Origin of the sequence: Herbaspirillum huttiense (genome assembly GCF_047300815.1) — a bacterium.
GTDB lineage: Bacteria > Pseudomonadota > Gammaproteobacteria > Burkholderiales > Burkholderiaceae_D > Herbaspirillum > Herbaspirillum huttiense_A.
On sequence record NZ_CP178608.1, the window covers coordinates 4,513,918 to 4,536,570 of the forward strand.

At 51.8% G+C, this 22,653-nt stretch carries 20 protein-coding genes; 11 read left to right on the top strand and 9 right to left on the bottom strand.

The annotated features are described in order from the left end of the window. Positions 1-81: 81 nt before the first annotated feature. The 9 genes from ACLRDN_RS20645 to ACLRDN_RS20685 all read left to right on the top strand — a co-directional run bounded on the left by ACLRDN_RS20645 (position 82) and on the right by ACLRDN_RS20685 (position 10,991). Positions 82-822 (top strand): response regulator, encoded by a 741-nt coding sequence (locus ACLRDN_RS20645; protein WP_413457800.1) that lies wholly within the window; start codon positions 82-84, stop codon positions 820-822. Between the two features lie 23 nt (positions 823-845). Then, positions 846-1,934, top strand: coding sequence for an ATP-binding protein (locus tag ACLRDN_RS20650; RefSeq protein WP_413457801.1), 1,089 nt, complete (start codon positions 846-848; stop codon positions 1,932-1,934). A 74-nt stretch (positions 1,935-2,008) separates the two neighbouring features. Next, positions 2,009-3,160 (top strand): branched-chain amino acid ABC transporter substrate-binding protein, encoded by a 1,152-nt coding sequence (locus ACLRDN_RS20655; RefSeq protein ID WP_413457802.1) that lies wholly within the window; start codon positions 2,009-2,011, stop codon positions 3,158-3,160. Between the two features lie 385 nt (positions 3,161-3,545). Beyond that, entirely contained in the window at positions 3,546-4,022 is a 477-nt protein-coding gene (locus ACLRDN_RS20660) for a hypothetical protein (RefSeq protein WP_413457803.1), read from the top strand. Between the two features lie 154 nt (positions 4,023-4,176). After that, positions 4,177-4,563 (top strand): helix-turn-helix domain-containing protein, encoded by a 387-nt coding sequence (locus ACLRDN_RS20665; RefSeq protein WP_413460428.1) that lies wholly within the window; start codon positions 4,177-4,179, stop codon positions 4,561-4,563. A gap of 96 nt (positions 4,564-4,659) precedes the next feature. Beyond that, positions 4,660-6,471 (top strand): ATP-dependent nuclease, encoded by a 1,812-nt coding sequence (locus tag ACLRDN_RS20670; RefSeq protein WP_413457804.1) that lies wholly within the window; start codon positions 4,660-4,662, stop codon positions 6,469-6,471. A 71-nt stretch (positions 6,472-6,542) separates the two neighbouring features. Further along, entirely contained in the window at positions 6,543-7,592 is a 1,050-nt protein-coding gene (locus tag ACLRDN_RS20675; protein WP_413457805.1) for a DNA cytosine methyltransferase, read from the top strand. A 28-nt stretch (positions 7,593-7,620) separates the two neighbouring features. Then, positions 7,621-10,539 carry an ATP-dependent helicase gene (locus ACLRDN_RS20680; RefSeq protein WP_413457806.1) on the top strand — a complete coding sequence of 973 codons (2,919 nt, stop codon included), beginning with the start codon at positions 7,621-7,623 and terminating at the stop codon, positions 10,537-10,539. A 26-nt stretch (positions 10,540-10,565) separates the two neighbouring features. Further along, entirely contained in the window at positions 10,566-10,991 is a 426-nt protein-coding gene (locus ACLRDN_RS20685) for a very short patch repair endonuclease (protein ID WP_413457807.1), read from the top strand. A 14-nt stretch (positions 10,992-11,005) separates the two neighbouring features. On the opposite strand, the gene ACLRDN_RS20690 is transcribed toward ACLRDN_RS20685, so the two are convergent. Then, on the bottom strand, positions 11,006-11,914 hold the full coding sequence (locus tag ACLRDN_RS20690; RefSeq protein WP_413457808.1) for a DUF2971 domain-containing protein: 909 nt from the start codon (positions 11,912-11,914) through the stop codon (positions 11,006-11,008). On the opposite strand from ACLRDN_RS20690, the gene ACLRDN_RS20695 reads away from it, so the two are divergent. Further along, complete coding sequence (locus ACLRDN_RS20695; protein ID WP_413457809.1) at positions 11,914-13,203, top strand: restriction endonuclease; 1,290 nt, start codon at positions 11,914-11,916, stop codon at positions 13,201-13,203. The two genes, ACLRDN_RS20690 and ACLRDN_RS20695, sit on opposite strands and share 1 nt — an antisense overlap. Before the next feature lie 451 nt (positions 13,204-13,654). On the opposite strand, the gene ACLRDN_RS20700 is transcribed toward ACLRDN_RS20695, so the two are convergent. Both ACLRDN_RS20700 and ACLRDN_RS20705 read right to left on the bottom strand, forming a co-directional pair. Continuing rightward, a complete protein-coding gene (locus ACLRDN_RS20700; RefSeq protein WP_413457810.1) occupies positions 13,655-14,224 on the bottom strand; it encodes a hypothetical protein in 570 nt (189 codons plus the stop codon). Positions 14,225-14,706: 482 nt separating this feature from the next. Then, positions 14,707-15,171 (bottom strand): hypothetical protein, encoded by a 465-nt coding sequence (locus tag ACLRDN_RS20705; protein ID WP_413457811.1) that lies wholly within the window; start codon positions 15,169-15,171, stop codon positions 14,707-14,709. 124 nt (positions 15,172-15,295) lie between these two features. Here ACLRDN_RS20705 and ACLRDN_RS20710 point away from each other — a divergent pair, with 124 nt between their 5' ends. After that, positions 15,296-15,619, top strand: coding sequence for a helix-turn-helix domain-containing protein (locus ACLRDN_RS20710; protein WP_413457812.1), 324 nt, complete (start codon positions 15,296-15,298; stop codon positions 15,617-15,619). A 385-nt stretch (positions 15,620-16,004) separates the two neighbouring features. Here ACLRDN_RS20710 and ACLRDN_RS20715 read toward each other — a convergent pair whose 3' ends face one another. The 6 genes from ACLRDN_RS20715 to ssb form a co-directional block, all read right to left on the bottom strand. Next, positions 16,005-16,421 carry a hypothetical protein gene (locus tag ACLRDN_RS20715; RefSeq protein WP_413457813.1) on the bottom strand — a complete coding sequence of 139 codons (417 nt, stop codon included), beginning with the start codon at positions 16,419-16,421 and terminating at the stop codon, positions 16,005-16,007. Beyond that, positions 16,411-18,414, bottom strand: coding sequence for an integrase (locus ACLRDN_RS20720; RefSeq protein WP_413457814.1), 2,004 nt, complete (start codon positions 18,412-18,414; stop codon positions 16,411-16,413). The genes ACLRDN_RS20715 and ACLRDN_RS20720 overlap by 11 nt, the downstream gene beginning before the upstream one ends. Beyond that, positions 18,389-19,927, bottom strand: a complete 1,539-nt coding sequence (locus tag ACLRDN_RS20725; RefSeq protein WP_413457815.1) for a site-specific integrase — start codon at positions 19,925-19,927, stop codon at positions 18,389-18,391. The genes ACLRDN_RS20720 and ACLRDN_RS20725 overlap by 26 nt, the downstream gene beginning before the upstream one ends. Beyond that, positions 19,924-21,249 (bottom strand): tyrosine-type recombinase/integrase, encoded by a 1,326-nt coding sequence (locus ACLRDN_RS20730; protein ID WP_413457816.1) that lies wholly within the window; start codon positions 21,247-21,249, stop codon positions 19,924-19,926. Before ACLRDN_RS20730 ends, ACLRDN_RS20725 begins: the two co-directional genes overlap by 4 nt. A gap of 163 nt (positions 21,250-21,412) precedes the next feature. Then, a complete protein-coding gene (locus tag ACLRDN_RS20735; protein ID WP_413457817.1) occupies positions 21,413-21,769 on the bottom strand; it encodes a helix-turn-helix domain-containing protein in 357 nt (118 codons plus the stop codon). Between the two features lie 347 nt (positions 21,770-22,116). Continuing rightward, the gene (gene ssb, locus ACLRDN_RS20740) at positions 22,117-22,644 is read right to left on the bottom strand and encodes a single-stranded DNA-binding protein (protein WP_413457818.1); all 528 of its coding nucleotides are present in this window, start codon (positions 22,642-22,644) and stop codon (positions 22,117-22,119) included. Positions 22,645-22,653: the final 9 nt, after the last annotated feature.

Genomic DNA, 22,653 nt, shown 5'->3' on the forward strand with positions numbered 1-22,653 from the left:
ATCGCGAGCGAAGGCGGAGTCTGGGCCATGCGCGTGAGGTTTGCGCGATACAACGATGGAGTTTTGATGGAGATGGCAAGAATGGCGGCAACCCAACCGAAAGCCGGCGAGGCCGCACCGGCCACGGGCGCGCTGATCCTCATCGCCGAGGATGCACCCGAGATCGCCGAGATCCTGGCCGCCTACCTGGCCCGCAGCGGCATGCGCAGCGTGCATGCGGCCGATGGCGCGCGGGCACTGGAGCTGCATCTCTCGCTCAAGCCGGACCTGGTGCTGCTCGATATCCAGATGCCGCAGGTCAATGGCTGGCAGGTGCTGGCGCAGATCCGCCAGCGCGACAACACGCCGGTCATCCTGCTCACCGCGCTGGACCAGGACGTGGACAAGCTCACGGGCCTGCGCATCGGTGCCGACGACTACGTGGTCAAGCCGTTCAATCCGGCCGAAGTGGTCGCGCGCGTGGAAGCGGTACTGCGCCGCAGCCTGCCGCGCGAGGAGCGCGAAGACCGCCGCATCCTGCGCGCCCCGCCCTTCGTGATCGATTTCGAACAGCATGAGGTGGTGGCCGAGATCGAGGGCGTGAGCCACACTCTGGTGCTGACGCTGACCGAATTCAAGCTGCTGGCACAACTGGCGCGCGCCCCGCGCCGCGTGTTCAGCCGCGCCGAACTGCTGGCCACCTGCCTGCCCGAGGGCGATACCCTGGAACGCACCGTGGACAGCCACGTCAGCAAGCTGCGCAAGAAGCTCGAAGACCTGGGGCTGGCCGGTATCCCGGTGAGCATTCGCGGGGTCGGCTACCGCTTCCAGCAAGGCGGCTGAATGCACGCACCTGATACGCTTCCATGAAACCCGGCATCGATCTCCTGACCCTTTGGCGCGGCAAGGGACTGGCGCGCCAGATCATCAGTTCCATCGCCATCCTGGCGCTGACCATCATGCTGATGGTGCTGCTGGGGTCCTACGCGTTTTATTCGACGCTGTTCATCTTCCTGCCCACGGCACTGTCCGCACCGGACAGCTGGCTGCCCTCGCCCGCTGAATGGGGCTGGATCGTCGTGACCACGCTCATTGGCGTGGCCATCGCGGTGTGGGTGGCGATCCGCTTGTCGCGGCGCATCCTCACGCCCTTGAATTCGGTGGCCACCAGTTTGCGCCGTGTAGCGCAGGGCGACCTGGCCGCGCGCGCGGCGGCCGAGCGGCAGCCACTGGATGAAGCCTCACAGCTCATCAGCGACTTCAATGCCATGGCCGAACGGCTGGAGCGGGTACAGCAGGAACGCATCTTCTGGAACGCCGCGATTGCGCACGAACTGCGCACGCCGGTGACGATCCTGCGCGGACGTCTGCAGGGCCTGGCTGATGGCGTGTTCCAGCCCGATCCGGCGCTCTTTGCCAGCCTGCTGGTGCAGGTGGAAGGACTGGGCCGGCTGATCGAGGACTTGCGCATCGTGGGGCTGGCCGAGAGCGGCCACTTGCGTATTCAGTTGCAGCAGACCGATCTGCGGCAGGAGATCAAGACGGTGCTCAAGGCCTGCGAATCGGCGCTGCAGGAGAAAGGCTTTACGGTAACCCTGACACTGGCCCCGCAAGCCTCGGCCTGCGACCCGGTCCGCATACGCCAGGCCTTGCTGGCCCTCCTGGAAAACGCCCTGCAGCACGCCACGCCCGGCCCCTTGCGCATTGCGACCATGCAGCGCGACGGCCAGCAGTGCCTGCGGGTGGAAGACAGCGGACCCGGCCTGGCAGCGGCCGATGCGCAGCGCATCTTCGATGCCTTCCAGCGCGGCCCTCACACCGGCGAGGCGGCCGCCAAGGGCAGCGGGCTGGGATTGGCCGTGGTGCGGGCCATTGCCAGTGCGCATCATGGTACGGTCGATTGCTTGCCCTCAGGAATGGGCGGCAGCTGTTTCGAGTTGCGCTGGCCCGGCTGAAGCAGGATGTGATATTTTCTTCACATCAGGGCCACATACAAGATGACAAGGCCGGCAAGGCCAAGGGGGGCAGGATGCGGCGACTCGATGCAGCGGTGGCGCTGGCCACTGCGTTGTTGCTGAACTTTCATACCTTATCGCGGGCGGAAGAAACACGCACCGTCACGCTGGGCCTGAGCGCCTGGCTCACGCAGCCCATCGTGCAGAGTGCCTGGCATGGGGCCGAGCTGGCGGTCGATGATGCCAACGCCCTGGCCGCCAGGAAGAAATCTTCATGGCGTTTCCGCCTGCTGGCCCAGGATGACCAGGGGACGGCCAATTTCGGCGTCAATGTCGCCCGTTACTTCATCAAGGAAAAAGTCGCCGGCGTGCTCGGCCCCTGGAGCAGTGATGCCGCCATGGCCACGGCCGAACTGTACGAGGCGGCGCGGATCCCGCAGATCAGCTTCACGGCCGGCACCACCCAGTGGACCAGCCAGGGCAATCGCATGCCGTTCCGCGTCGTGGGCGGCACTGCCGACGTGGGGGCCACGATGGCCGAGGTGGTGATCAACAGCTTGAAGGGCAAGCGCGTCTTCGTAATCCACAATGACTCGTCCTACAGCAATGCGCTCACCGATGAACTGACCTCGCGCCTGGTCAACCGGCCCGGGCTGACAGCCACGCGCTACCTGGTCGGCCGGCGCAGCACGGACTTCAATGCCACGGTCAAGGCCGCCAGCCAGTACCAGGCGGATGTATTGGTGTTCCTGGCGCTGTTTCCACAGGCGGCGGCCTTCATGGAGGAGGTCCGGCGCTCCGGTCTGGATGCCAAAGTGTTGCTGGTCGGCGGAGCCAGTACGCTATCCTTCGGCCAGGCCGAGATGCCGCAGGCCTATGTGCTGGAATACGAACTGGCACGCGAGCAGTGCCCGCGCTGGAAGACCTTCACCCAGGCCTACATGCGGCGCTACAACGCCGCACCCAGTCCCTATTCCTACTATGCCTATGATGCGGCCAGCGTGTTGATCGCCGCCATCCTGCAAAGCGACTCGACCGATGGCGAAAAGATCGCGGCCAGCTTGCGCCAGCTACGCCACGCAGGGCTGAGCGGGCCGATCAGCTTTACGGCCAGCGGTGCCAATGCGGCGCCGCGCTTCCGGCTGTATCAATACCAGAACAAGGGACAATGGCGACCGGCGGGGGTGTTTCCGCCTGGGGCGGGGCAGAACGAAAAATGCCTGTGACGACGTCGCGCCCATGAAAAAGGCCCGTTCCATGCAGAACGGGCCTTTTTTCGCTTGCGTGCGGTGTGGTACTGCCGGATCAAAATGGTTGTGCGTACCTCCGACGTAAACAATTACGTAAACGACCTGGAGAATTCTGCAACCACGAGCGTTCTTGACTTCGCCGTCCATCCCAATTTCCACCGAATGTAAACAATTCGCACTAACCGTATACTATAGATCGGCCATGTGAATCTTCATCGGCACAAAATTGGCGACCACACATCTCGACTCAATTAGCCCTAGGATAGGCTGCGGGTTCGGCAGTGGAGTAGAGGTGCTTAAGGGAAAGGCGTCTTAGCCAACAGCGGAGCATTACCAACCATAGAGATTCCTGGGCAATGTCATGGCTCGTAAAATTTTCATCGATACTGAATTTACCGATTTTCTCGACTGTCACTTAATCAGCCTTGGTATGGTGGCAGGAACGGGGGAAGAATTCTACGTGGAGGTGCCTTACCCAGACGCTGCCTGCAGCGCGTTCGTTCGTGAGGCAGTTATCCCCTTGCTTGGCTCAATAGAGAATGCGCAATGTCCTTCTGAGGAGCTCAGGCACAGGATTCTCAGCTGGCTTAATCTCATTCGGCACGATGGCGGAATAGTCGAAATTTGTTTTGATTTCCAGACCGACTGGGACTTGTTTAATGACGCAATGGACTATCGGGTTCCGGATTGGTGCTGTCCTCGGTTGATCGCACGAAATATCAACGAATTGCTTCGTTATTCTTTCCATAAAAAGAACAACTTACCTGAGCATCATGCGCTCTATGATGCCCGAGCAAATCGGTATGCATTTCGAGAGCGCCAGAGCGTCACTAGTTGATGCGTTCAGTATTTCTCGCGTGATATCCGAGCTGCAAGTTGTTGATTTGCATTGAAAACTGACCCACTTTCTCAGGAAATTTGCATCAAAAGTTGATCCATGTTTAGACCACAATCCTGCTCATGACAGCGAGCGGGAGAACGGAGTGATAGACGTGGCCCTACTTGGAATTATTCGACGCTGGTACATCAGAGACCGCATCTCAATTCGGGAAATCGCCCGCAGGCTCGACATTTCCCGCCACACAGTTCGCCGCTACATCCGATCCGATGTCAGCGAACTTGCTTATCCAGCAAGGCGTTCGCCAAGCTCGCTCGATGACTTCACCGCCAGGCTCTCCGCTTGGCTCCGCGCAGACGCGGTCAAATCTCGGAAGCAAAGAAGGACCCTGAAACAGATATTCCTGGACTTAAGAGAACTGGGATACGAGGGGTCGTATGACCGGGTGGCTGCCTTCAGCAGGCAATGGAAGGTGAGTCAAATCTGCGAGAACATCAACAGCCGATGGCAGATATCAACAAAATTTGATATAAATTACTAAAAAAGTTATATGACTTGGCTCGTGAGCACGGGCTATATGGCCTTAAACGTCGCAAGAATAGGAACGGCAATACTTAAATAAAACGGGGGAAGTCAGGTGCATTACTCTGAACAGTCGTTTGAATATCTCATAGAAAAGATCAGTAGATTTAAACCCGGCAAACCACTCGCCAATTACATTACACACATTCGCTTTCCTAACTTTAAAAATATTGCCCCTGGGGCGCGAATCGAATTTGATTTTCCCGTCACCGCATTAGTCGGAGCAAACGGAAGTGGAAAAACCTCAGTAGTGCATGCATTGTATGGTGCCCCAAAGAGAGCCTCCGTGTCAGACTTTTGGTTTTCTACTCCACTTGATCCAATAATTTCTCGCCAAGATAATCCGCAGCGGTTTATCTACGGGCATTTTCATCCCGACCTAAACACGGTCGTCGAGACTCGCAAAGCCCAGGTTGGGCAAAACATTGACTACTGGGAGCCGACGAAAGAAGTGGTAGAAGATGGAATGTCGGTCGGCTATGGGAAGAAGCCTCTTCCGGCTGGGCGTTCTAAAGACCGTTGGAACCCTGTGATCCGCAAAGTTTTGTATCTGAACTTCCGCTCTGAACTAAGTGCGTTTGACAAATATTTTTTCTTCAGTACGCTCAAACAAACGTCCACTTTAAGGTCCAAGCAAGACCGCCTTCGGAAATGGTCGGCTTTGATCTTTGAAGCACTGGAAGCCGGTAGAAAAAGGATTTTTAGAAGGCAGGGTGGCCGAAACTTACTTTCCACCGTTTTCGACCTTCAATCGGATGAGCTCGCCGCAGTAAGTTATGTCCTTGGAAAAAATTACCAGGCAGCGAAGTTTATTGAACACTCAGTCTATGGCAATGAGCAAGGCGTAAGTGTTCTTTTTAAGACTCGTCATGGATTAAGGTACTCAGAGGCCTTTGCAGGAAGCGGGGAAATGGCCGTAGTGTCATTTATCGCGCAAGTCTACCGCGCTAAGCCGGGAACGCTAATTCTGCTCGATGAGCCTGAAGTTTCGCTGCACCCCGGGGCACAAGAGCGCCTTTTAAAAGTAGTGCTCGCGAAAGTCGCCGAAAAATTTCACCAAGTAGTGTTCTCGACCCATTCGCCAGCGATGGTTCGCCATCTGCCTCCTACTGCGATCAAAGTATTCGCTGAAAATGCAGACGGCAAATTCGAAATTATCGAAAATGTATTTTCCGCCACAGCGTTTGCGCATCTCGGCGAACCGGTGCCGAAAAAAATTAATATCTACGTCGAAGACAGATTGGCAAAACTAATCGTCGATATGGTAATTAAAAAGACGTTTTCTCAACAAGACGCCGCTCTATTCGACGTCAGCTATTTTTCTGGAGGCGCGGATACTTATTTTGCTCTACGAATTCCCACATTGATGCATCGTCAGGAGCAGATTTATTTTCTTCTCGACGGGGACGCCAAACTCGAAGAATTTCCTGACCCAGCAGGGATTCCGGAAAATAGATACCCCGAATTGGATAACCTTATCAAGGCATGTACAGGTACGCAGAAGATCCAATATGGTGCCGATGGTGGCAACGATGCTGCCATAAAAGCCAATAAAATTTCTCTACAGAAAAAATATCTCAAATATTTGCGTGATCGCGTTCGCTTCCTACCTAGACCGACTCCAGAACAGTTGATCTTGTCCGCCCTAGGATTAGCACCGGCAGACGCGAAAATGCCGGACGCTAAAGAGCGCCTAAAGCAGACTGTGTCGGACGCTCTGATTCCGACTTCTACCTATGAACAAACGCAACTGGGTGCTATCGCGCTTTTAGCTCGGAAGTTGACCGAGGAAGCTAATGTCCCCGAAATCGAAGCAATCGCGACAACTTTGAGAGAAATTCGGGCGAACGTCGGAAACGCGCTGTAGTACCTTGCTAAAAGGCCCCTAGCCTAAAGCCTCGCTTGCTACAATGTTCAATTTATAGCTGCAAGTCGTATATGCCAACTGAACTACCAAAATCACCGGGAAAATCACATCGAAAGCCGACGGGAATCGATTTATTCGCTGGCTGCGGAGGGTTAACGGCTGGGCTCAAAAACGCGGGCTATAACGTGCTAGCGGCCGTTGAAATAGACGAACGAGCACGCGAGACGTATTCGTTGAATCATCCGGAAGTAATTTTCGCCGGCGAGGATATTAGAGAAGTCGATCCTGCTCGGGTCATGGAACAGCTCGGCATCAAGGAAGGAGAGCTGGATCTTTTGGCCGGCTGCCCCCCATGCCAAGGATTTTCTCGCATGAGAAAACTAAACCGCACTCGTGCCGCAAGGGACAACCGCAATTCGTTGATTGACGAGTTCGCACGCTTTGTCACTGTTTTGAAGCCGAAACTTGTCATGATGGAGAACGTTCCTGGATTGGAAGATCACTATCGCTTCGGCGACCTTGTGGCCCAACTCAAATCCATGAAGTACTACGTTCATTTTGAGGTTTTGGATGTTGCAAATTACGGCGTGCCTCAGCGTCGCAAACGGCTTATTCTTGTGGCTTCAAAGAAGCTAATGCCAAAGCTTGCAACTCCGAACGTAAAACGTAAAAATGTTCGGCAAACTATCGGCAATCTTTCCGAACCGGGCCGTTCACGCGATCCGGTTCACAACATACCGGAACGACGAACCCCGCGCGTTCAGGCCATCATTAGAGCAATTCCTCTAGATGGCGGTAGCCGCTCACAACTGCCTGCTGAGTTAAGATTAAAGTGCCATGAATCCACAACTGGATTTAAAGATGTTTATGGTCGAATGGCATGGAGCGAGGTCTCGCCTACGATTACTGGTGGATGCCATAACCCGTCTAAAGGGCGATTTTTGCATCCCGAGCAAAACCGCACAATCACGCTTCGCGAAGCGGCTATGTTGCAAGGATTCCCGAAGAATTACAAGTTCAATGTCAGTCACGGAAAAGAAGCGATCGCGTTAATGATCGGCAACGCTCTTCCCCCTCCTTTTATTGAGGCTCACGCTCGCGCCCTCCGAAGATCGCTTTGAACACCTAAATATTACCCGGATCCGCCCCATGCCTGTCTCTGTTGCCGAATTTATTGCCAAACACCTGACCTCTCAACAAGCTGCTGCAGCGGCAGATCCGAGTCGGGAAATTTTATGTCTCGCTTGTGCTGGCTCCGGAAAGTCGCGCACTCTAGCCACGCGAGTAGCAAGGTTGCTTTCCGAAGGCGTGAGTGCAGAATCAATCGTGGCCTTCACTTTCACGGAGAAGGCAGCGGAGTCAATCAAGCGAAGAATTGCAGAAGTGCTAGAGTCATGTGGCCTGAGTGTCAATTTGCTCGGACGCATGTATGTCGGAACAATTCACTCGTTTTGCCAGAACATCTTAGGCGCTGCAGATGCCCGATATCGCCAATTCGATGTACTGGACGACAATCGACTGAGCCTATTCCTGATGTCGCGTTACCCGACTCTGCATTTGCAACCCCTTCGAGCCAGAGCAAATGGGCAACGCTATTTTGAGACTATCCGAGAAGTGGCGTCTGCATGGAAGGTATGTCAGGACGAAGGTATCGCCGTCGAGGCAATAGCCGCCGCCGACACCGAATTGGGTCAGGCACTAATGGCGTTGCGTGAGACCCTAGAGCGGGACCAGTACATGGATTTTGGATCCATGATTCGATTGGTCGTTGAATTGGCCGCGAATGGAAACGTGGCAGTGCTGCAGGAACTCAGCAAAATCACACATCTTTTGGTGGACGAATATCAAGACGTCTCACCGTCCCAGGAAGCCTTGATACGGGCAATACATAGCCAAGGAGCGTGTATCTTTGTCGTGGGCGATGACGACCAAGCGATCTACTCATGGAGGGGAGCCGACGTCAGTAATATATTAAGTTTCTCCCAGCGGTATTCAGCCGCGGCGACGCATACCCTCGAGACTAATTATCGAAGCACCCGAGCTATCGTTCATGCTGCCTCCCAATTCATTCATGAAGAGTTAGGCGCCGAACGGCTTCCGAAGAACCCCGCCCACGCAAGTGACCAAACCTCTCGTGAACTTTATTGCTTCCACTTTAGCGACCGAGACCTAGAGGCAGAATGGGTTACTCAGCGAATTAAAGCCTTATTGGGAACATCTTTCGTCGAAAAGAATGGGACAGTCCGAGGACTAACATACGGCGATTTCGCAATTCTAATGCGTTCGACGCGAGGCCAGGAGGCCGCCGGTTTTCCGCGCCACCTCCCCTTCACTTCCCGGTTAAGTGCCGAGAACATTCGTTATACCCTTGAAGCTGGTGGAAGCCCATTTGATCGACCACAAGTGTCCGCATTGCGCGAGACGTTCACCCTACTCGCATCTAACACGCCTGATCGTACCGAAGCTCGGTCATTTTTCGATAGCACAATTCACCCGGCATATCCGTCCGCCGATTTTCCGCGGTTTGCGGCCGTTCTTTCTGATTGGGGACGACGCATTCACACGCCGACCGGAGGTACTCGTCAGCGACTCTTCCCACAAAAATTACTATTTGAATTGCTGGCCGCCTTCCGAGTTGCTGAAAACAGCCCACCTCCCGAGGTGATGCAAGAAATTGGGCTATTCAGTCGAATGATCCAGGATGTCGAAGCAGTCTACCTCAGTGTCGATTCAACTCAACGCTTCCAACAAGTGGCGCGTTTTTTGGAATTTATTGCTGAGGGAGGTTATAACTCAAGTACTGACGAAGTTACTCTGCGACCAGACGCGGTTACGGTTGGAACAGTACATAGCGTTAAAGGGCTCGAATTTCCGGTTGTTTTTATTGTTGACACCCAAGCTGGAAGATTTCCGGCAAATCGGTCTAGCTATCGGGGATTTTTGCCAGCCGAGCTTATTCAACCTGCGATTCAGCGCGGCGCATACATTGGCACCCGTAACGCCGAATCGCGGTTGTTTTATACTGCGCTTACGCGTGCCGAAGCATTTCTTTACGTCACAGGTTCGGAGCATCTTCCCGGAGGCACAAGAGCAAATAGACCATCCGAATTTTCGCTCCGACTTCGCGATGCCGAAATAAAGCGTACTGCTGTTGAACTCGGTGATTTTCCCAAAGCACCGTCTGTGCAGCGACAAGATGCCAATACATTGCCGACAAGCTTCAGCGATGTTCGCTATTACCTACACTGCCCGATGGATTACCGATTCCGCCGTAATTGGGGTTTCAGTCCCCCAGTGCCTGAATTGTTCGGATTCGGAAGAGCTGTACATGTAGCCATTGAGAAACTGCACGAACGATTCCCAAATGCAGCTCCGACGAAGGAAGAGGCCGCGGCAACGGCTAATGAAACTTTTCATCTGAAACATGTCGCTCCCAGTGGCGACCCAGTTAGCCGTCCTGGCGCATATGAGCGAGCTAAGGCCAAAGCCGCGTCGATCGCTGGCGCTTATGTTGAGGAATTTGGAGAAGATTTCTCACATCGTCGACAAATTGAGGCTCGGTTTGAAATTCCCGCCCAAGGATGTCTAATCACTGGCGCAATTGACTTGCTGATCCGGGAAGAGCCGACAGGAACTGTGCGGGATGCTGAAGTCATTGATTTCAAAGCGATGGAAGCTGGAGAAGACCCAATTAATGACGAGCAGCTAGACTGGACCGCATTATCACTACAAGTCCAGCTATACGCGAAAGCCGCGCGTGAAGTGCTGGGCGAGAATGCGGCGATAGGCTCCGTTCATCTTCTGAAGGACAATCGCCGCATAAAAGTACCGGTGGATGATGCTTCGATAGATGCAGCGGTGCAAAACGTTGAATGGGCAGTTCGTGGAATTCTAGGTGGCCAGTTTCCGGCGAGACCACACGACGCAAAATGTGGGGCATGTGATTTTTCAACGATTTGTCCGCGCACCCCAGCTGGTTTCGATTCGGATATAGGCGTCCCTCCGCCGATATCCACGCCAGGCGGCCCAGTACTGGCCTCCGCATTTTCGCACTTCACTGATTCGTAAAGCGACATTACAAGACAATTATTAACATGGACAAACTGACGCCTGGTCAACGATCGAAGATCATGGCGTCGGTTGGACAGAAGAACACGTCACCTGAAATAAAGGTGCGAAAATTACTGCATTCATTGGGATACCGATTTCGCCTACATCAGAAGGATTTGCCCGGCAAACCAGACATAGTCTTACCTAGGTATAGGTTATGTATTTTTGTTCATGGATGTTTCTGGCATCAGCACAGGAACTGTACGCGTGCCAACATACCTACGACCAATCAAGAATTTTGGCTCGAAAAATTTCAGAAAAACAGAGACAGGGACATTCGAGTTCGAGCATCGTTGGAAGAATCGGGATGGCGCGTCGCCGTTGTATGGGAATGCTCGACAAAGAGTGTAGACGAGCTGTTACCCAAAATTGAAGAAATTTTCCATGAGTCAAACACGTGCCATTCTTAGTCAGGGTGTAAATGCTATCCCCATTTCACCAGCTCCAAACCATATCGGTCCATCTTCTTTTCCGCCTGCCAAAAGGTCACATGTTGCTTTCCAGTCCTTTTGCAGACATCCATAATCATCGCTTTATTTTCGTCAGATGTACGTAGTCCGAACAAGATCCGCTTGATACAACGCGGATTAAACTCTACCGGCCCAATATAGTCTCGGGTAACATATCTAAATTCCTTCTCGTAGGACCACGGAGTGTATTTGTCTGTTATTACAGCCATCGCGAAATTTACGTCGTCTTGTGCCTTTAACCTCTCCCCCAAAGCCTTGTACTTGACGAACCACTCCCTGTCGTCAAGGTGCTTACTGCGGCCAAACATCTCTACATAGAATTCGACCAATTCAGATGGCTCGTTTAGATCTGAAAACTCGTCTTTGTACTCGACGTTAAAGCCAGAAACGTTAATTCTTTTTCCCTCCACAGACAGATTCGAATGCAAGTCCTCGAACTCTATGCAAAAACCCGTGTGGTCGCGTGCGTAATGACTCCATAGCAGTATCTCATCTGGAACCGCGCTTAAACTTAGTATCCCCATTCGATCCATATTTCTCCGAATAGTCGCGTGAACAGCCTTGTGAGCATTTATTCTCTCTTCTGTCACGTTGGAGGTTATTTGCATCAAATGCTGGAGTGCCGATTCGTCCAAGTCGCCGGCGGCGTGGCGCTGCTTCAAGCGTTCTTGGACAGCTTGGAAGAATTTTCTGAGATCAGTAAACGGCGTGCCGAATTCGAACGGATCATTAAATCCACCAAATCCAGAGAAATACACTTGGTTTTTAGTTAGTCCCAGAAGCGAATACTCGCCAAATGCTCGGAACTTATAAAGCTTCATGCCAAGAGAAGAAACTAGTTCCTTATCCCACCCGAGCGTCATTGGCTCTCCTGATAAAATATTTTATCCACCCACCAAAGGTCGATATGACGACTTCAATAATTTCTAAGGACGCAATTCCTGTAACGGGCACTTCGAATGCTACAACACAGCTTAGGGTGGACAGCCTGTACAGGAATACGAACAACTGGAATAACGCCAAAGACGAATTCAACCGATTTTTTAGGTTCCCTGACGGGAAGGGCATCAATAATACTTCAGGCTTTCGGCCAAAGAGCAAAGCCAACACAGGACGCACAGACATTTTGGACTGTGCATTTTGTGTTTTGGTCACAAACTTTGAAGAATCTGAGTGGCCCGATTCTTTGAATGTCGAAACAGGGTTATTTACCTATTACGGGGACAATCGATCGCCAGGAAGTGCGATTGATAAGACTCCGGTTGGCGGAAACAGGCTTCTTCAAGATGTTTTTTCGAAAGCCCATTCTCAGCGTCGGCAGGACATTCCTCCATTCTTATGCTTTGAAAAAGTAAAGCGAGTCGACGGCACTTATATGCGCTATCTTGGCCTTGCATGTCCTGGGGCCCAAGGGCTATCGGCGCTTGACGACCTTGGCGGAATCTGGCGAATTAAGGGTGATCAAAGGTTTCAGAACTACCGTGCTGTATTCACCATTCTTCGCGAAGAGATAACCTCCAAGGCCTGGCTCGATGACTTGGCTGCTGGCGTTGCACCCGCGGATTCAGTACATTGTCCAAGAAATTGGAAATATTGGGTAGACACGGGTATCTATAAGGCTTTGGAGTGTGAAAGAGAGACGCTGCCGCGCACTAAGTCAAGCCAACAACCGTGGACGTCTGATGAAGGCCGCGTTTTACGGGAGGTTCACTCGGGTCTTTCCGAACGAGAGTTTGAGTTTGCCGCGGCCGAAATCGTACGGCTAATGGACGGCAGATTCCGGAATCTTACAGTGACACAGGCGGTGCGCGACGGTGGCCGCGATGTCGTAGGAACATATGTGGTCGGTCATCCCAACCATGAAATTAGGTTAAGCGCCTACATCGAGGCAAAGCGCTGGAATTTGACAAGCGCTGTCGGGGTTAAACCTATGATGAGACTTATTTCTCGCCTCAAGCATCGTGACCTGGGTGTTTTTGTCACAACTTCCTTCTTCGCCCCCCAAGTTCAAGAGGAGCTAATTGAAGATCGGCATCCTATTTTATTGGTTTCGGGAGGGGACATTGCCAGGGTATTGATTGAGAATCAGCTAGGCGATCCAATTGCTTTGTCTCATTGGATAAAAAGTGTTAAATCCCATGCTGCCACATAAGGGCTGTAATCTCGATTTTCATAGTTTTCCTATTCCTCGTACGGCTGTAAAAACCAACACCCATCCTCGCATGTGAGTCGAACCTCTTCGGACCGTAACTCGGCAACCGTCTCGTCGTCGGGGCCATCTCGCAGCACCGCAGCTAGGCGATCTTGCTCGTCCGGAATTGCATTGGATATTGAGACCGGAATTTTCATCGTCCTAGCTATCTCATACGTCGTGTCCTTGAACATATTTTTCCTATTCGAGTAACGGTAACTGGTTGTCCAGATCTTCCGAATTTCAACTAGGGCGATCAGCATCAATGACTCAACATGGCGGCCGATGCCTGCCAGATGTTTTTGTTCCTTTACTCGCGCAGCGCCAGTATCGGTCGCAATGACATGGCAATCAAAAACACGCTCATTGTTGTGAACCAACAATTGACTTTGACACATCCAGCCGGATGAAATCAGTCGCTGACGCTCAACGCAGGCGACGCTTGTACGATATCGACGTTACGACCGAGGTGGGCTTGCAGCTTCGATGCCACCACTCCGCGGACGCGCTTCCCGTAGCGATAGCGGATTGGGTCGCCGTCGTAAGCGGCATTTGCCTCTGCGGATATACGTCCGACGTTGACCTCCGTGCCACCCTTGTTGCGATCTCGTTGTGCCTCGTTGTTCCAGTGGTTAGCCAAAGTAGCTCCCCATCTGCTCCAGCGTGCTTGTGCTCGAAGGGTCTTGAACAAATCTGCGCCGTCAACAGCGACAGTTCCATCATAAAAAAGACCCGATCCTTTTGCGTGCGCGTGCGGTACCGCCACTACGGATGATCGCCACCAGCACAAGGCGGACACCATTCCGAGAACTAGTGCCAACAACGATGAACTGCCCCGATTTTCTTGTTCATCTTTTCTTATTATCGACTTGATACAACCCAGGCCAAGAATATTAACGGTGGAATCGCTAATGGCGGTGTCTATCAATAGCCGGTACATTCCAGTTGCCTTGACTCTCCTCTTCATCATCTGAAATTTCAAGTCGGACCAATTTCTTCTGGGCAATCCGGTTAAGGACTAGAATCAAGACTTTTAGATTCATACACACACTTCGTACTTGTGAATTCAGTGTCCGACGTGCAGCTGTTAGGATAAATCTCACGACCATGCGGGAATACCAGCATATGTGCGTTTAAGCCATCCGAATAACAGCCGGCAAGCACTTTCTTGACAGGCCAAAGGACATAGCGCTTGTTACCCTTTGATGATCGTGCACTCTGAAAATGCAATTGACTTCTCCCGGGGTACTCTGCGGCAGTAGCGATCGCTTGTTCCAGCGAAGTCAATACAAAGCGGCGCCAATATTCAACACCAGGTCCCGCAGAGAGTAGGAGGTCGAGGTGCCACAACGGTACGTTCAAATCAACTTCGACACATGAAAACAGCCTACTTGCAGTGTCAGGTAACGCTTTTAAAAATGGGTTTTTGAGCTCCCATTCTTTTTCAGTGATGAGGTACAAAGTTCATCCTCGCTGAGAAAACGCGGCAATATTTGATGGCACATGCAACGCTAGCAGTCTGCCCGCGCATATCCAGAGCAACAGACCAAATCCGAATGCCGGCATCAGGAAAATGCCGTACCACAGGAGATGCAACGCCGCGCCCTTAGAACTATGCACCCAAGCCTTCACGTTTTCCATGCCCTCAATGTAGGCCTCCGCAGATCTCATCCGAACGACGAAGCTGCGTGCCACGCTGCCAAATGGCTTGGGGTAGTACAAAATTAGTATGTCGAAATTCCCTACAGCACCGGGCTGAAGTAGTTCATAGATCGCTCCTGGAACAACCACATTCACCATTCGAACAGTTTGACCATCGCTCGCTTGAATAACCAAAGAATCGAGCAGGCAGCAATCTTCCCGCCCATCGCTTATTTGGACCTGCCCCACATGCTGAACTACTCCAGCCACAGTTTTCCACTGATTCATATGCCAGCCTTTTTACAAAAGTAAACCTTTGACAATTACTTTTGGTAATTATAAACGTAGCACGTAGTTCAAATAAACCTCCAAAGTTGATTAACTCGCAATATTCTACTTTGAAGGTGGTCTGATGCCTGACCCAAAACGCCTCGTCGGCGAGCGAGTTCAAATACTTAGAAAGCGCAAAGGCCTATCTCAAGAGGAGTTGGCGGGCCAAATAGGTATCGACACAAAATCGCTGAGTCGCCTTGAACGAGGCGCGCATTTCCCGTCACTCGACACCCTGGAAAAAGTTCGTATCGAACTGGGGGTTGAGCTCAAGGATTTTTTCGATTTCGATCAACGCCCAAGCGCCGAAGAGATGCGGGACTTCCTTATCCGGACCGCAAGAAACGCAGACTACGACAACTTGGCCAAGATGACGGAGGCCGTAAAGAGCGTAATTCAAAGCTGAGTTGCAGCCGTCATCCGTCAGCACAACTACCAACACACGACGCGGACATTTTTATGACTGCAAGGTCGTTGCGTGACCTTGGCTTGGGATAGAAAAAAACATCTACGCATCAATCATGCCATCCTAATTCGCACCTTATTCGCCGACCGCCTGGAGATTTTTTCTAACGATGGGCTACCTAAGAGTTTAAGGACTACCACAGCCAAGAGCTTTGGCGTGGCAGCGGAGACATGGGTCGTGCCGTCACTGGTTACGTGATGGACATGCGCAGTTTGCCTTCGCGGTTATCGTTTACTGCATCGAGAATGACCTTCCGCATCCAGGATTTGTCGTTCTCGACACACCACTGGTCACGTAACCACTCACCACCGCCCGATCTCAAACTTCAGCGTTTTGTCTGCCCTCGATTAACAGGCGGCATCGGCATGTTCAATTGCTCCTCACTGAGTCCATAGAGGTTGGCGTTGTACAGCCAAATGACATGCAAATTTATAAGTCGGTCATTCTCTTTCAATAGGCGGTCATTATCGGCCTTGTATCGCTCGGCCCTAGCGCCCCCGCGCGCTCCACGTTCAGCCGAAGTTTTAGAGCGTGCAATATTTTCCTTAAGCCCCGCAGCAGTGAAGGCATTCTGAATAACTTTGTGGCTGGCGAGGGCTTGCCTGGTATAACGAGTTAACAGTGTGCGCTCAACCGACTCGACTACCTTCCGCCATGAAATCTCACCGCCAAAATTCTCAATAACATGGACAATCTCTTTGACTCTTTCAGGTGTCAGCTTCTTGCCTCGTTTACCAGCCATCCGGACCAATCCTCTTCTGTCTTTGCCAAATGATGGGGCGAGACTGAGCCTCATCAGCCTGTTTCAGATGGAGAACGGCACCATCCGGAACGGTTGGATCTTCAAGAGCCGCACATATAATACTAAGGCGTTCAACAGTAACAAGGTGATGCTCGTACCATCGCCGGCTACCGGCAAAACCTTGTTCTACTGCCTCCTCGGTTTGTCGGAGTAGCTTGACAGTTTCTTGGAGCGCTGAACGAATCATTGAATTGCGCTCAAGGTCACCCTTGATACAAACCAGCTCCTCACAGTGAATACAGTCCCGATGACGGCTGCATGGTGACATCGTGAAATCATGAACGCACACGCCTAACTCAGTGACGTGACCGGTTGGCATGCGCAACTGCGCAAATTGCTCGCGAGTGATAGGAAGATTTGATGGCACATCTGCTAAGGGTCCAATCATTTTTCCTTGGTCTCCGACAGCGTCACGGGCAAGCGCCAACATTTGATCCACCGTCATATGGTTATATGCCGTGTTCTGCCGAATATCGATTCGTCCCGACCACTTTGCTATATCTAAGTTCGACATACCGGCCATGTGCGCGGCCGTATTCAATAGATGTCGAAATCGATGAGTCGAAACCCGAATAGGTGCTCCATCCTCTTCCTTCAGTCCCATCCTTGAGAAGACTGATGCAATCCCGCTTGATGAGCGGCCACCTAGTTCGCTATTAACCCTATTAATATCCAATGCTTCAATGATGACGGGCATAGTCGCTCTTCTTACATGCAGCTCATTCTTCCTCAGCACGAAGAGTGCCTCACTGAATCGAAGATTCAGTTCCTTTGAAACAAAAGGAAATTCCACGGGAAGCCTGCTTAATAGAGAATCCTCAAGATCGGAAAAGCGAACTTTCCATGTCAGCCCTCTGCCTGTGTACGGAATCTTGTGATGCCGACAGAAGCTTATATGTCCTCTCGGCGCTAGCCTTAGAAGATCACGCAGCTCCTCGCTTGACAAATATTTTCTATCTCGCAGATATTCCAATCCAGGCGGCAAATACAGGCTATCTGGATGCCTTTCATACCACTCGGAGATAATTCTTGCTGAGTTTGTTATCTTGCGAATTCGAGAAAGCGCCTTCTTCACTACAGATGTCATCGATGGGATGACCCATTTGATCATCGGAGGCGCATCTTTGGATGGCCGCCATCGCAGCCCGTAGACAACTTTCCCATTCGGCAGTTTTTGCTCGAATTCACAGTCCGCCGGCAAGCTCAACACTTCACTAATGCGATCAGGTGACGCGCACAGTAACGCGGCTATACCAGAAATCAGAATGTCTCTAGGCGTTTCCGCGATACAAAAGATTCGCCCCAACGCATCCACACTCGCTTCTGTAGGTAATTTTTTCTTTCGACGCTCGTCAAACTCCTTACCAACGCGAATGCCATCGCGAGGACGATGGATAAATGAGCGCCAAGCGAAAGGTGAGTGGGTGAGCTTGTGCCGGGAGATGAAATTTGCGAACGCGTTCAACTGCTGCGACACACGATAGGCCGTAGTTTGGCTATAACGTTCTGCAAGAAGTTGACATGCGCGGTTCAGAATAGAAGGACAAATTGTGCTTGGATCTGCTGATCGTCTTACTTCAAGAAGTGCTGACTCAATTGCTCTTAGTGCAGCGAGACGCTGTGCCACAAGCTTAGTCGGACGAAGCCCCTGCATGTATCGAATATATGCTTTAGCGAACGGCCGAAATCTATCATCAAGTGGCACCGAATTGCCGTTCTCATCGACGCGCCATGAATCAAAAACAATTCGTTGACGCTTCGCGCCATGACACCTTATGTTCAACCACTCAGTGGCATCCCAGGTATCTACGTCAAAGTCTAAGTCTTTTCCAAACACGCTTAGTTGGTTGCGCGCCATATCAATGAAATCGACGGCATTCGCCTCCGCGTCTAATTCGTGGCGCGGTCTAAAGAGTATCAGTACTGTCATCACGGACCTTTCCCTGCGACGCGCATTGCTGAATTACCTGGGCCACGGCCAGAATCGTTCGGTCGAGGATTTTGGAAATCCGTTCGTCCGTCCCTCTGAGTGCCTCGCGCTCCTGCAAAAGGTGATCAAGGATTGCATGATGTGGCCCATCTGAAAATGGTCGAAATCTTCGGCACGTGTAGCATGCAATCGGAGCCAACGCTAAGCATGAGCCATTTTCTACACACCCGCCTGAAGATTTTCCAGATTCGCTGAACCTCGGCGACCAAATCTCTTCCATCATTGACGATGGAGATGCCTCCAGTCTGGAAATGATCTTTCCCTTAAAGGCATTGGCCACCGCGGCAAAGTGAAATGCTGCAGCTCGATCAATCCGTTCAGAGAACATGGGCACATTCTCAACATACACGCCAACATTCTGCGTGTCTGAATGATCGAGGATTGCGGCGATAACTAACTCTCCTAAACCTTCCGCCGCTGCGCGCGTTCCAACTGTTCTTCTGAAACGATATGGGGTAATGCGCAAAAGCTTCCCAGTACGAACTGACTTCAGCTTTAATTTTTCAACGATCAATGTGAATTGCTTGGATATTGAATTAGATGAGTTGTGGAATTCAAAACCTACCGAGGTTGAGACCGAACGACGAGCTGGAAATAGTGGAGCCTCATCGGGTTTCTCTAATATCCCTTCATATTGCCGCCGAACTGAATTGGCATGTTTATGCACAAGACGCCCTAACTCCGAATGCAATAACCGGTCCGTAAAGATGCTTCGCAAACGATATCCCGGCTGCTTGGATCTCGGAACGCGAAGAAGATAGATATCTGAGCCAGCAGAGTCTTTATCAACGACTAGGTCTTTTAGCTTAAGAGCCGCGAGTTGCAATGGACGCGGTCCCAGCGAAATTATAAGGAGTGCCAGAACGTAATCTTCAGTTGAAAGTGAGCCGCAGTCGTAGCGATCACGGAGTTCTGACACAACGCTGTCATATTCCAGATCGATGAGTGGACCAATGATGGGATCCATCGTCCGAATTGGATTTCCTTTTACATTTCCTGGAATAGTGAGCTCCGCAAGCATATTCACCACCGCTTCGGACACACCTGGCAAACCTAGCGCGTGCCATTTCCTCAGAATGCGTGATACAGCCCCCAACTGCCAGAGACGAGCTCGACCGAGTGAAGATCGATAACTAAGTATTTCTGGAAGTCCAATCTGATCGGGGCGTTCGTGTCCTAATTTTTTCAAACCATTTAAAAAACGTTTGAATTCCTGAAAATAGTTACTGGCCCCAGCTGCTGATATATTCTCGACATACCAAATAATCACACGCTTAAACGAATTGATATTACTCAGTGTCGCGTATAGATCGGAAAAACTGAAATAGAACTCTCGCACGTCTTCGCGAATGAGCCAAACGTCTTCAACAGCGTTGAAGACCCATCCACTGCGGCTTGTCCGGAATTCTTCAGACGACATTCTGTCGTGTCTCTTCTTACGCTCTTGCATGCTCATTTTTTGCTCCCCCTTGCAAGCGCGCTTTCTTGTAACGCAACGGAAATGTCTGCAGCTCTCCTCCTAATGTGTCGCCGTGTATATGAAGCCGCACTCTTCGAAACATCGCTCCATCCCATCAAGTAAGATCTAACGCGTTTTTCTGTCTCTTCAGGTACGCCTCTTTCGTCCACGATCTCAGAAAACCTCTCATTCCACGTATGCCGCAGCAAGTGAGCACAGATTGGTGATTTCTGCATAGCAGGCTGTGCAGACAAGACGCGAAATATCTTCGTAATCGATGAGGTGGATAGCGGCAAACCAGAATTGGAAGCTACAAACAAGAAGTCGTGTCGGCGAGACCCATAAAACTCCAAGCGATAAGTAAGAACGTAGTTTTCTGTCAGCTCGAGCAATTCGCGTTTAAGTTCAAGTTCTCGGGGAAGTGTCTTTGCATTAGGCTGGACAGTTCTTGGATCATCAATATCGTCCGCGCGCCTATGAATAATTACCCGCCCACGCACAAAATCAATGTCTGAAATACGTATTCCCAATAGCTCGCCGCGGCGCAGGCCTAAATGCAGTAGCCAGAGAATGATCAGGTGATTTCTTGTTTGCGCATACGCGTTAGACCACGGATTACTGGCTGCGCCAGGTTTCACAATGTCTAGCAACAACTGTGCGTCTTCTGCGGATAAGCCTTCCCGTTGCAAAGTGAGATTTGCGCGGACGGGAGGAGAACGGCTATCAATCAATCTCTTGAAATTACTGATTAACGCTTCCCCATCTGCGCCCAGCGAATTCGTTGTCCTAATTGACCAAATCACAAAGTCGCGAATGACGCTAAGACGATAGGCAGTCACTGCAGTGCTCACGAATTTGGAATGGTATCCAGAACTGCCACTAGCACCTCCAAACGGTCGGGCCCAATGCAGCACGTTGGTATCTTCAGTTGCATCACCATTTGCATGGGTACGGCAGAGGTGGACGAGTGCATCCAATTCCTGAAGCGTGAACACGCGCCCATTTCGTATCCTAGTTTGCAGAATTACATTCCGCGATTGAAGGAAGCGGTAGAGAATTGCAATTGCTCTGAGCGCCTTGTCAATTGCACTGCAAGACAGGTTCCTTGCACGCATTTCAACCAGTACAAAGGCTGTCGATTGATAGTCCGGAACACCATTACGTCTCATAAGCAACGGTAGGCGCTCGCCCTTAGGGGTGACGATTGTTCTGACTTGGCGAAACTGTTCCGCGGGCTCTTGCAATTGTTTTCTCGTTTCTCGCCAAAGAGTAGGCATGAGCTCTCCCGCAGCACTCTGTGGACGTTTTTGGTCGTCCATCTTGGAATGCTGGATAGTTAAATGTGCGATGTGGGAGGCTTGACCGCGCGCGGCGAGTTGACGATACTGCGAGTGCGAAGTCGGCTAGCGTCAGCTAACCGTGAACGGGGCAAGCTTTCGGGTTTGTCCCGTTTTTATTTGTCCATCAGAGTTCTCCTCTTTATTAGGCTTCGCGGATGCTGATGATTTCCTCAATTGCCCTGATCTGCGCCGGGCATAGATGGCCGAGCTTGTCAGCCACACGATGAATCATGGTGTACTCCGCAGGGTCCGCTCTAAGTGGTATCTCAACCTTCCTGCGGGATTGAAGTACTGCCTTATCCAGGCACCTAACTTCTTCTTCATTAAGCTTCAGCCCGTCTTTCAGCCGCTCAACCATAGATACCGGCGGCACCCCTTTTCGGCCAGACTCCAAGCCGCTCAGATAAGACTGGTCGACCTCAAGCAGCCCTGCAAGCTGCTTCTGAGCCAGTCGTCTATCACGGCGGATGTCCTGCAAAAACAATCCGAACGGTGTCACAACAGTATCCTTTGGTTGCTTTAATACACCAATCTTAGCCCCAAATGTTGCCCAAATTTGGTGACTCAACCGGATTTTTGTCGGCTACTTAACTTCCGTTATAGGATGATTTTAATGAGATGAGGAAGTCCCTTGCCGTGATTGACTTTGCCTTAAGAAGACGTTTTTCTCTGAGTAGTTGTAGTGAAGACACGGTACGTGATGAAACCGACGAAATTGTTTACGTTGCGTTGAGGTATGTAGAAGCGGCGGCAAATTGTTTACGTCCGAGATCATGCAAAAGACAAAAAACCCCATAACTTCAAAGAGTTATGGGGTTTTAATTACTTCTCTAGTACGGGTACGCTCTAGAAGGGGATATCGTCGTCCATGTCCGAGAAATTCGGTGCCGGACGCTGGGCCGGCTGCTGGCGCGGGGCACCGCCACCTGCTGCGCCACCACCTGCGCTCTGGCGCGGAGCGCCGCCGCCGTAGCTGCCGCCACCGCCGCCACCACCGTAGCTGCCTTCGTCCATGCCGCCGCCACCGCCGCCCGCACCCTGGCGGCCGCCCAGCATCTGCATGGTGTCAGCGATGATTTCGGTGGTGTAGCGTTCAACGCCTTCCTTGTCCTGCCACTTGCGTGTCTGCAGGCGGCCTTCGACGTAGATCTGCGAACCCTTCTTCAGGTACTGGCCGGCGATTTCAGCGAGCTTGCGGTAGAAGGTGATGCGGTGCCATTCGGTGAGCTCCTTCTTTTCGCCGGTGTTCTTGTCCTTCCAGCTTTCGGTCGTGGCGACGGCGATGTTGGTGACGGCTTCGCCGTTGGGCATGTAGCGGGTTTCCGGATCGCGCCCGAGATTGCCGACGATGATGACTTTGTTGACCGATGCCATTGTTTCTCC

Coding starts and splice junctions, on each gene's coding strand:
- ACLRDN_RS20725 (WP_413457815.1), bottom strand. CDS start 19,927: ATGAGCATGCAAGAGCGTAAGAAGAGACACGACAGAATGTCGTCTGAA.
- ACLRDN_RS20645 (WP_413457800.1), top strand. CDS start 82: ATGGCGGCAACCCAACCGAAAGCCGGCGAGGCCGCACCGGCCACGGGC.
- ACLRDN_RS20650 (WP_413457801.1), top strand. CDS start 846: ATGAAACCCGGCATCGATCTCCTGACCCTTTGGCGCGGCAAGGGACTG.
- ACLRDN_RS20655 (WP_413457802.1), top strand. CDS start 2,009: ATGCGGCGACTCGATGCAGCGGTGGCGCTGGCCACTGCGTTGTTGCTG.
- ACLRDN_RS20730 (WP_413457816.1), bottom strand. CDS start 21,249: ATGGACGACCAAAAACGTCCACAGAGTGCTGCGGGAGAGCTCATGCCT.
- ACLRDN_RS20675 (WP_413457805.1), top strand. CDS start 6,543: ATGCCAACTGAACTACCAAAATCACCGGGAAAATCACATCGAAAGCCG.
- ACLRDN_RS20660 (WP_413457803.1), top strand. CDS start 3,546: ATGGCTCGTAAAATTTTCATCGATACTGAATTTACCGATTTTCTCGAC.
- ACLRDN_RS20685 (WP_413457807.1), top strand. CDS start 10,566: ATGGACAAACTGACGCCTGGTCAACGATCGAAGATCATGGCGTCGGTT.
- ACLRDN_RS20705 (WP_413457811.1), bottom strand. CDS start 15,171: ATGAATCAGTGGAAAACTGTGGCTGGAGTAGTTCAGCATGTGGGGCAG.
- ACLRDN_RS20680 (WP_413457806.1), top strand. CDS start 7,621: ATGCCTGTCTCTGTTGCCGAATTTATTGCCAAACACCTGACCTCTCAA.
- ACLRDN_RS20715 (WP_413457813.1), bottom strand. CDS start 16,421: ATGGCTGGTAAACGAGGCAAGAAGCTGACACCTGAAAGAGTCAAAGAG.
- ACLRDN_RS20710 (WP_413457812.1), top strand. CDS start 15,296: ATGCCTGACCCAAAACGCCTCGTCGGCGAGCGAGTTCAAATACTTAGA.
- ssb (WP_413457818.1), bottom strand. CDS start 22,644: ATGGCATCGGTCAACAAAGTCATCATCGTCGGCAATCTCGGGCGCGAT.
- ACLRDN_RS20690 (WP_413457808.1), bottom strand. CDS start 11,914: ATGACGCTCGGGTGGGATAAGGAACTAGTTTCTTCTCTTGGCATGAAG.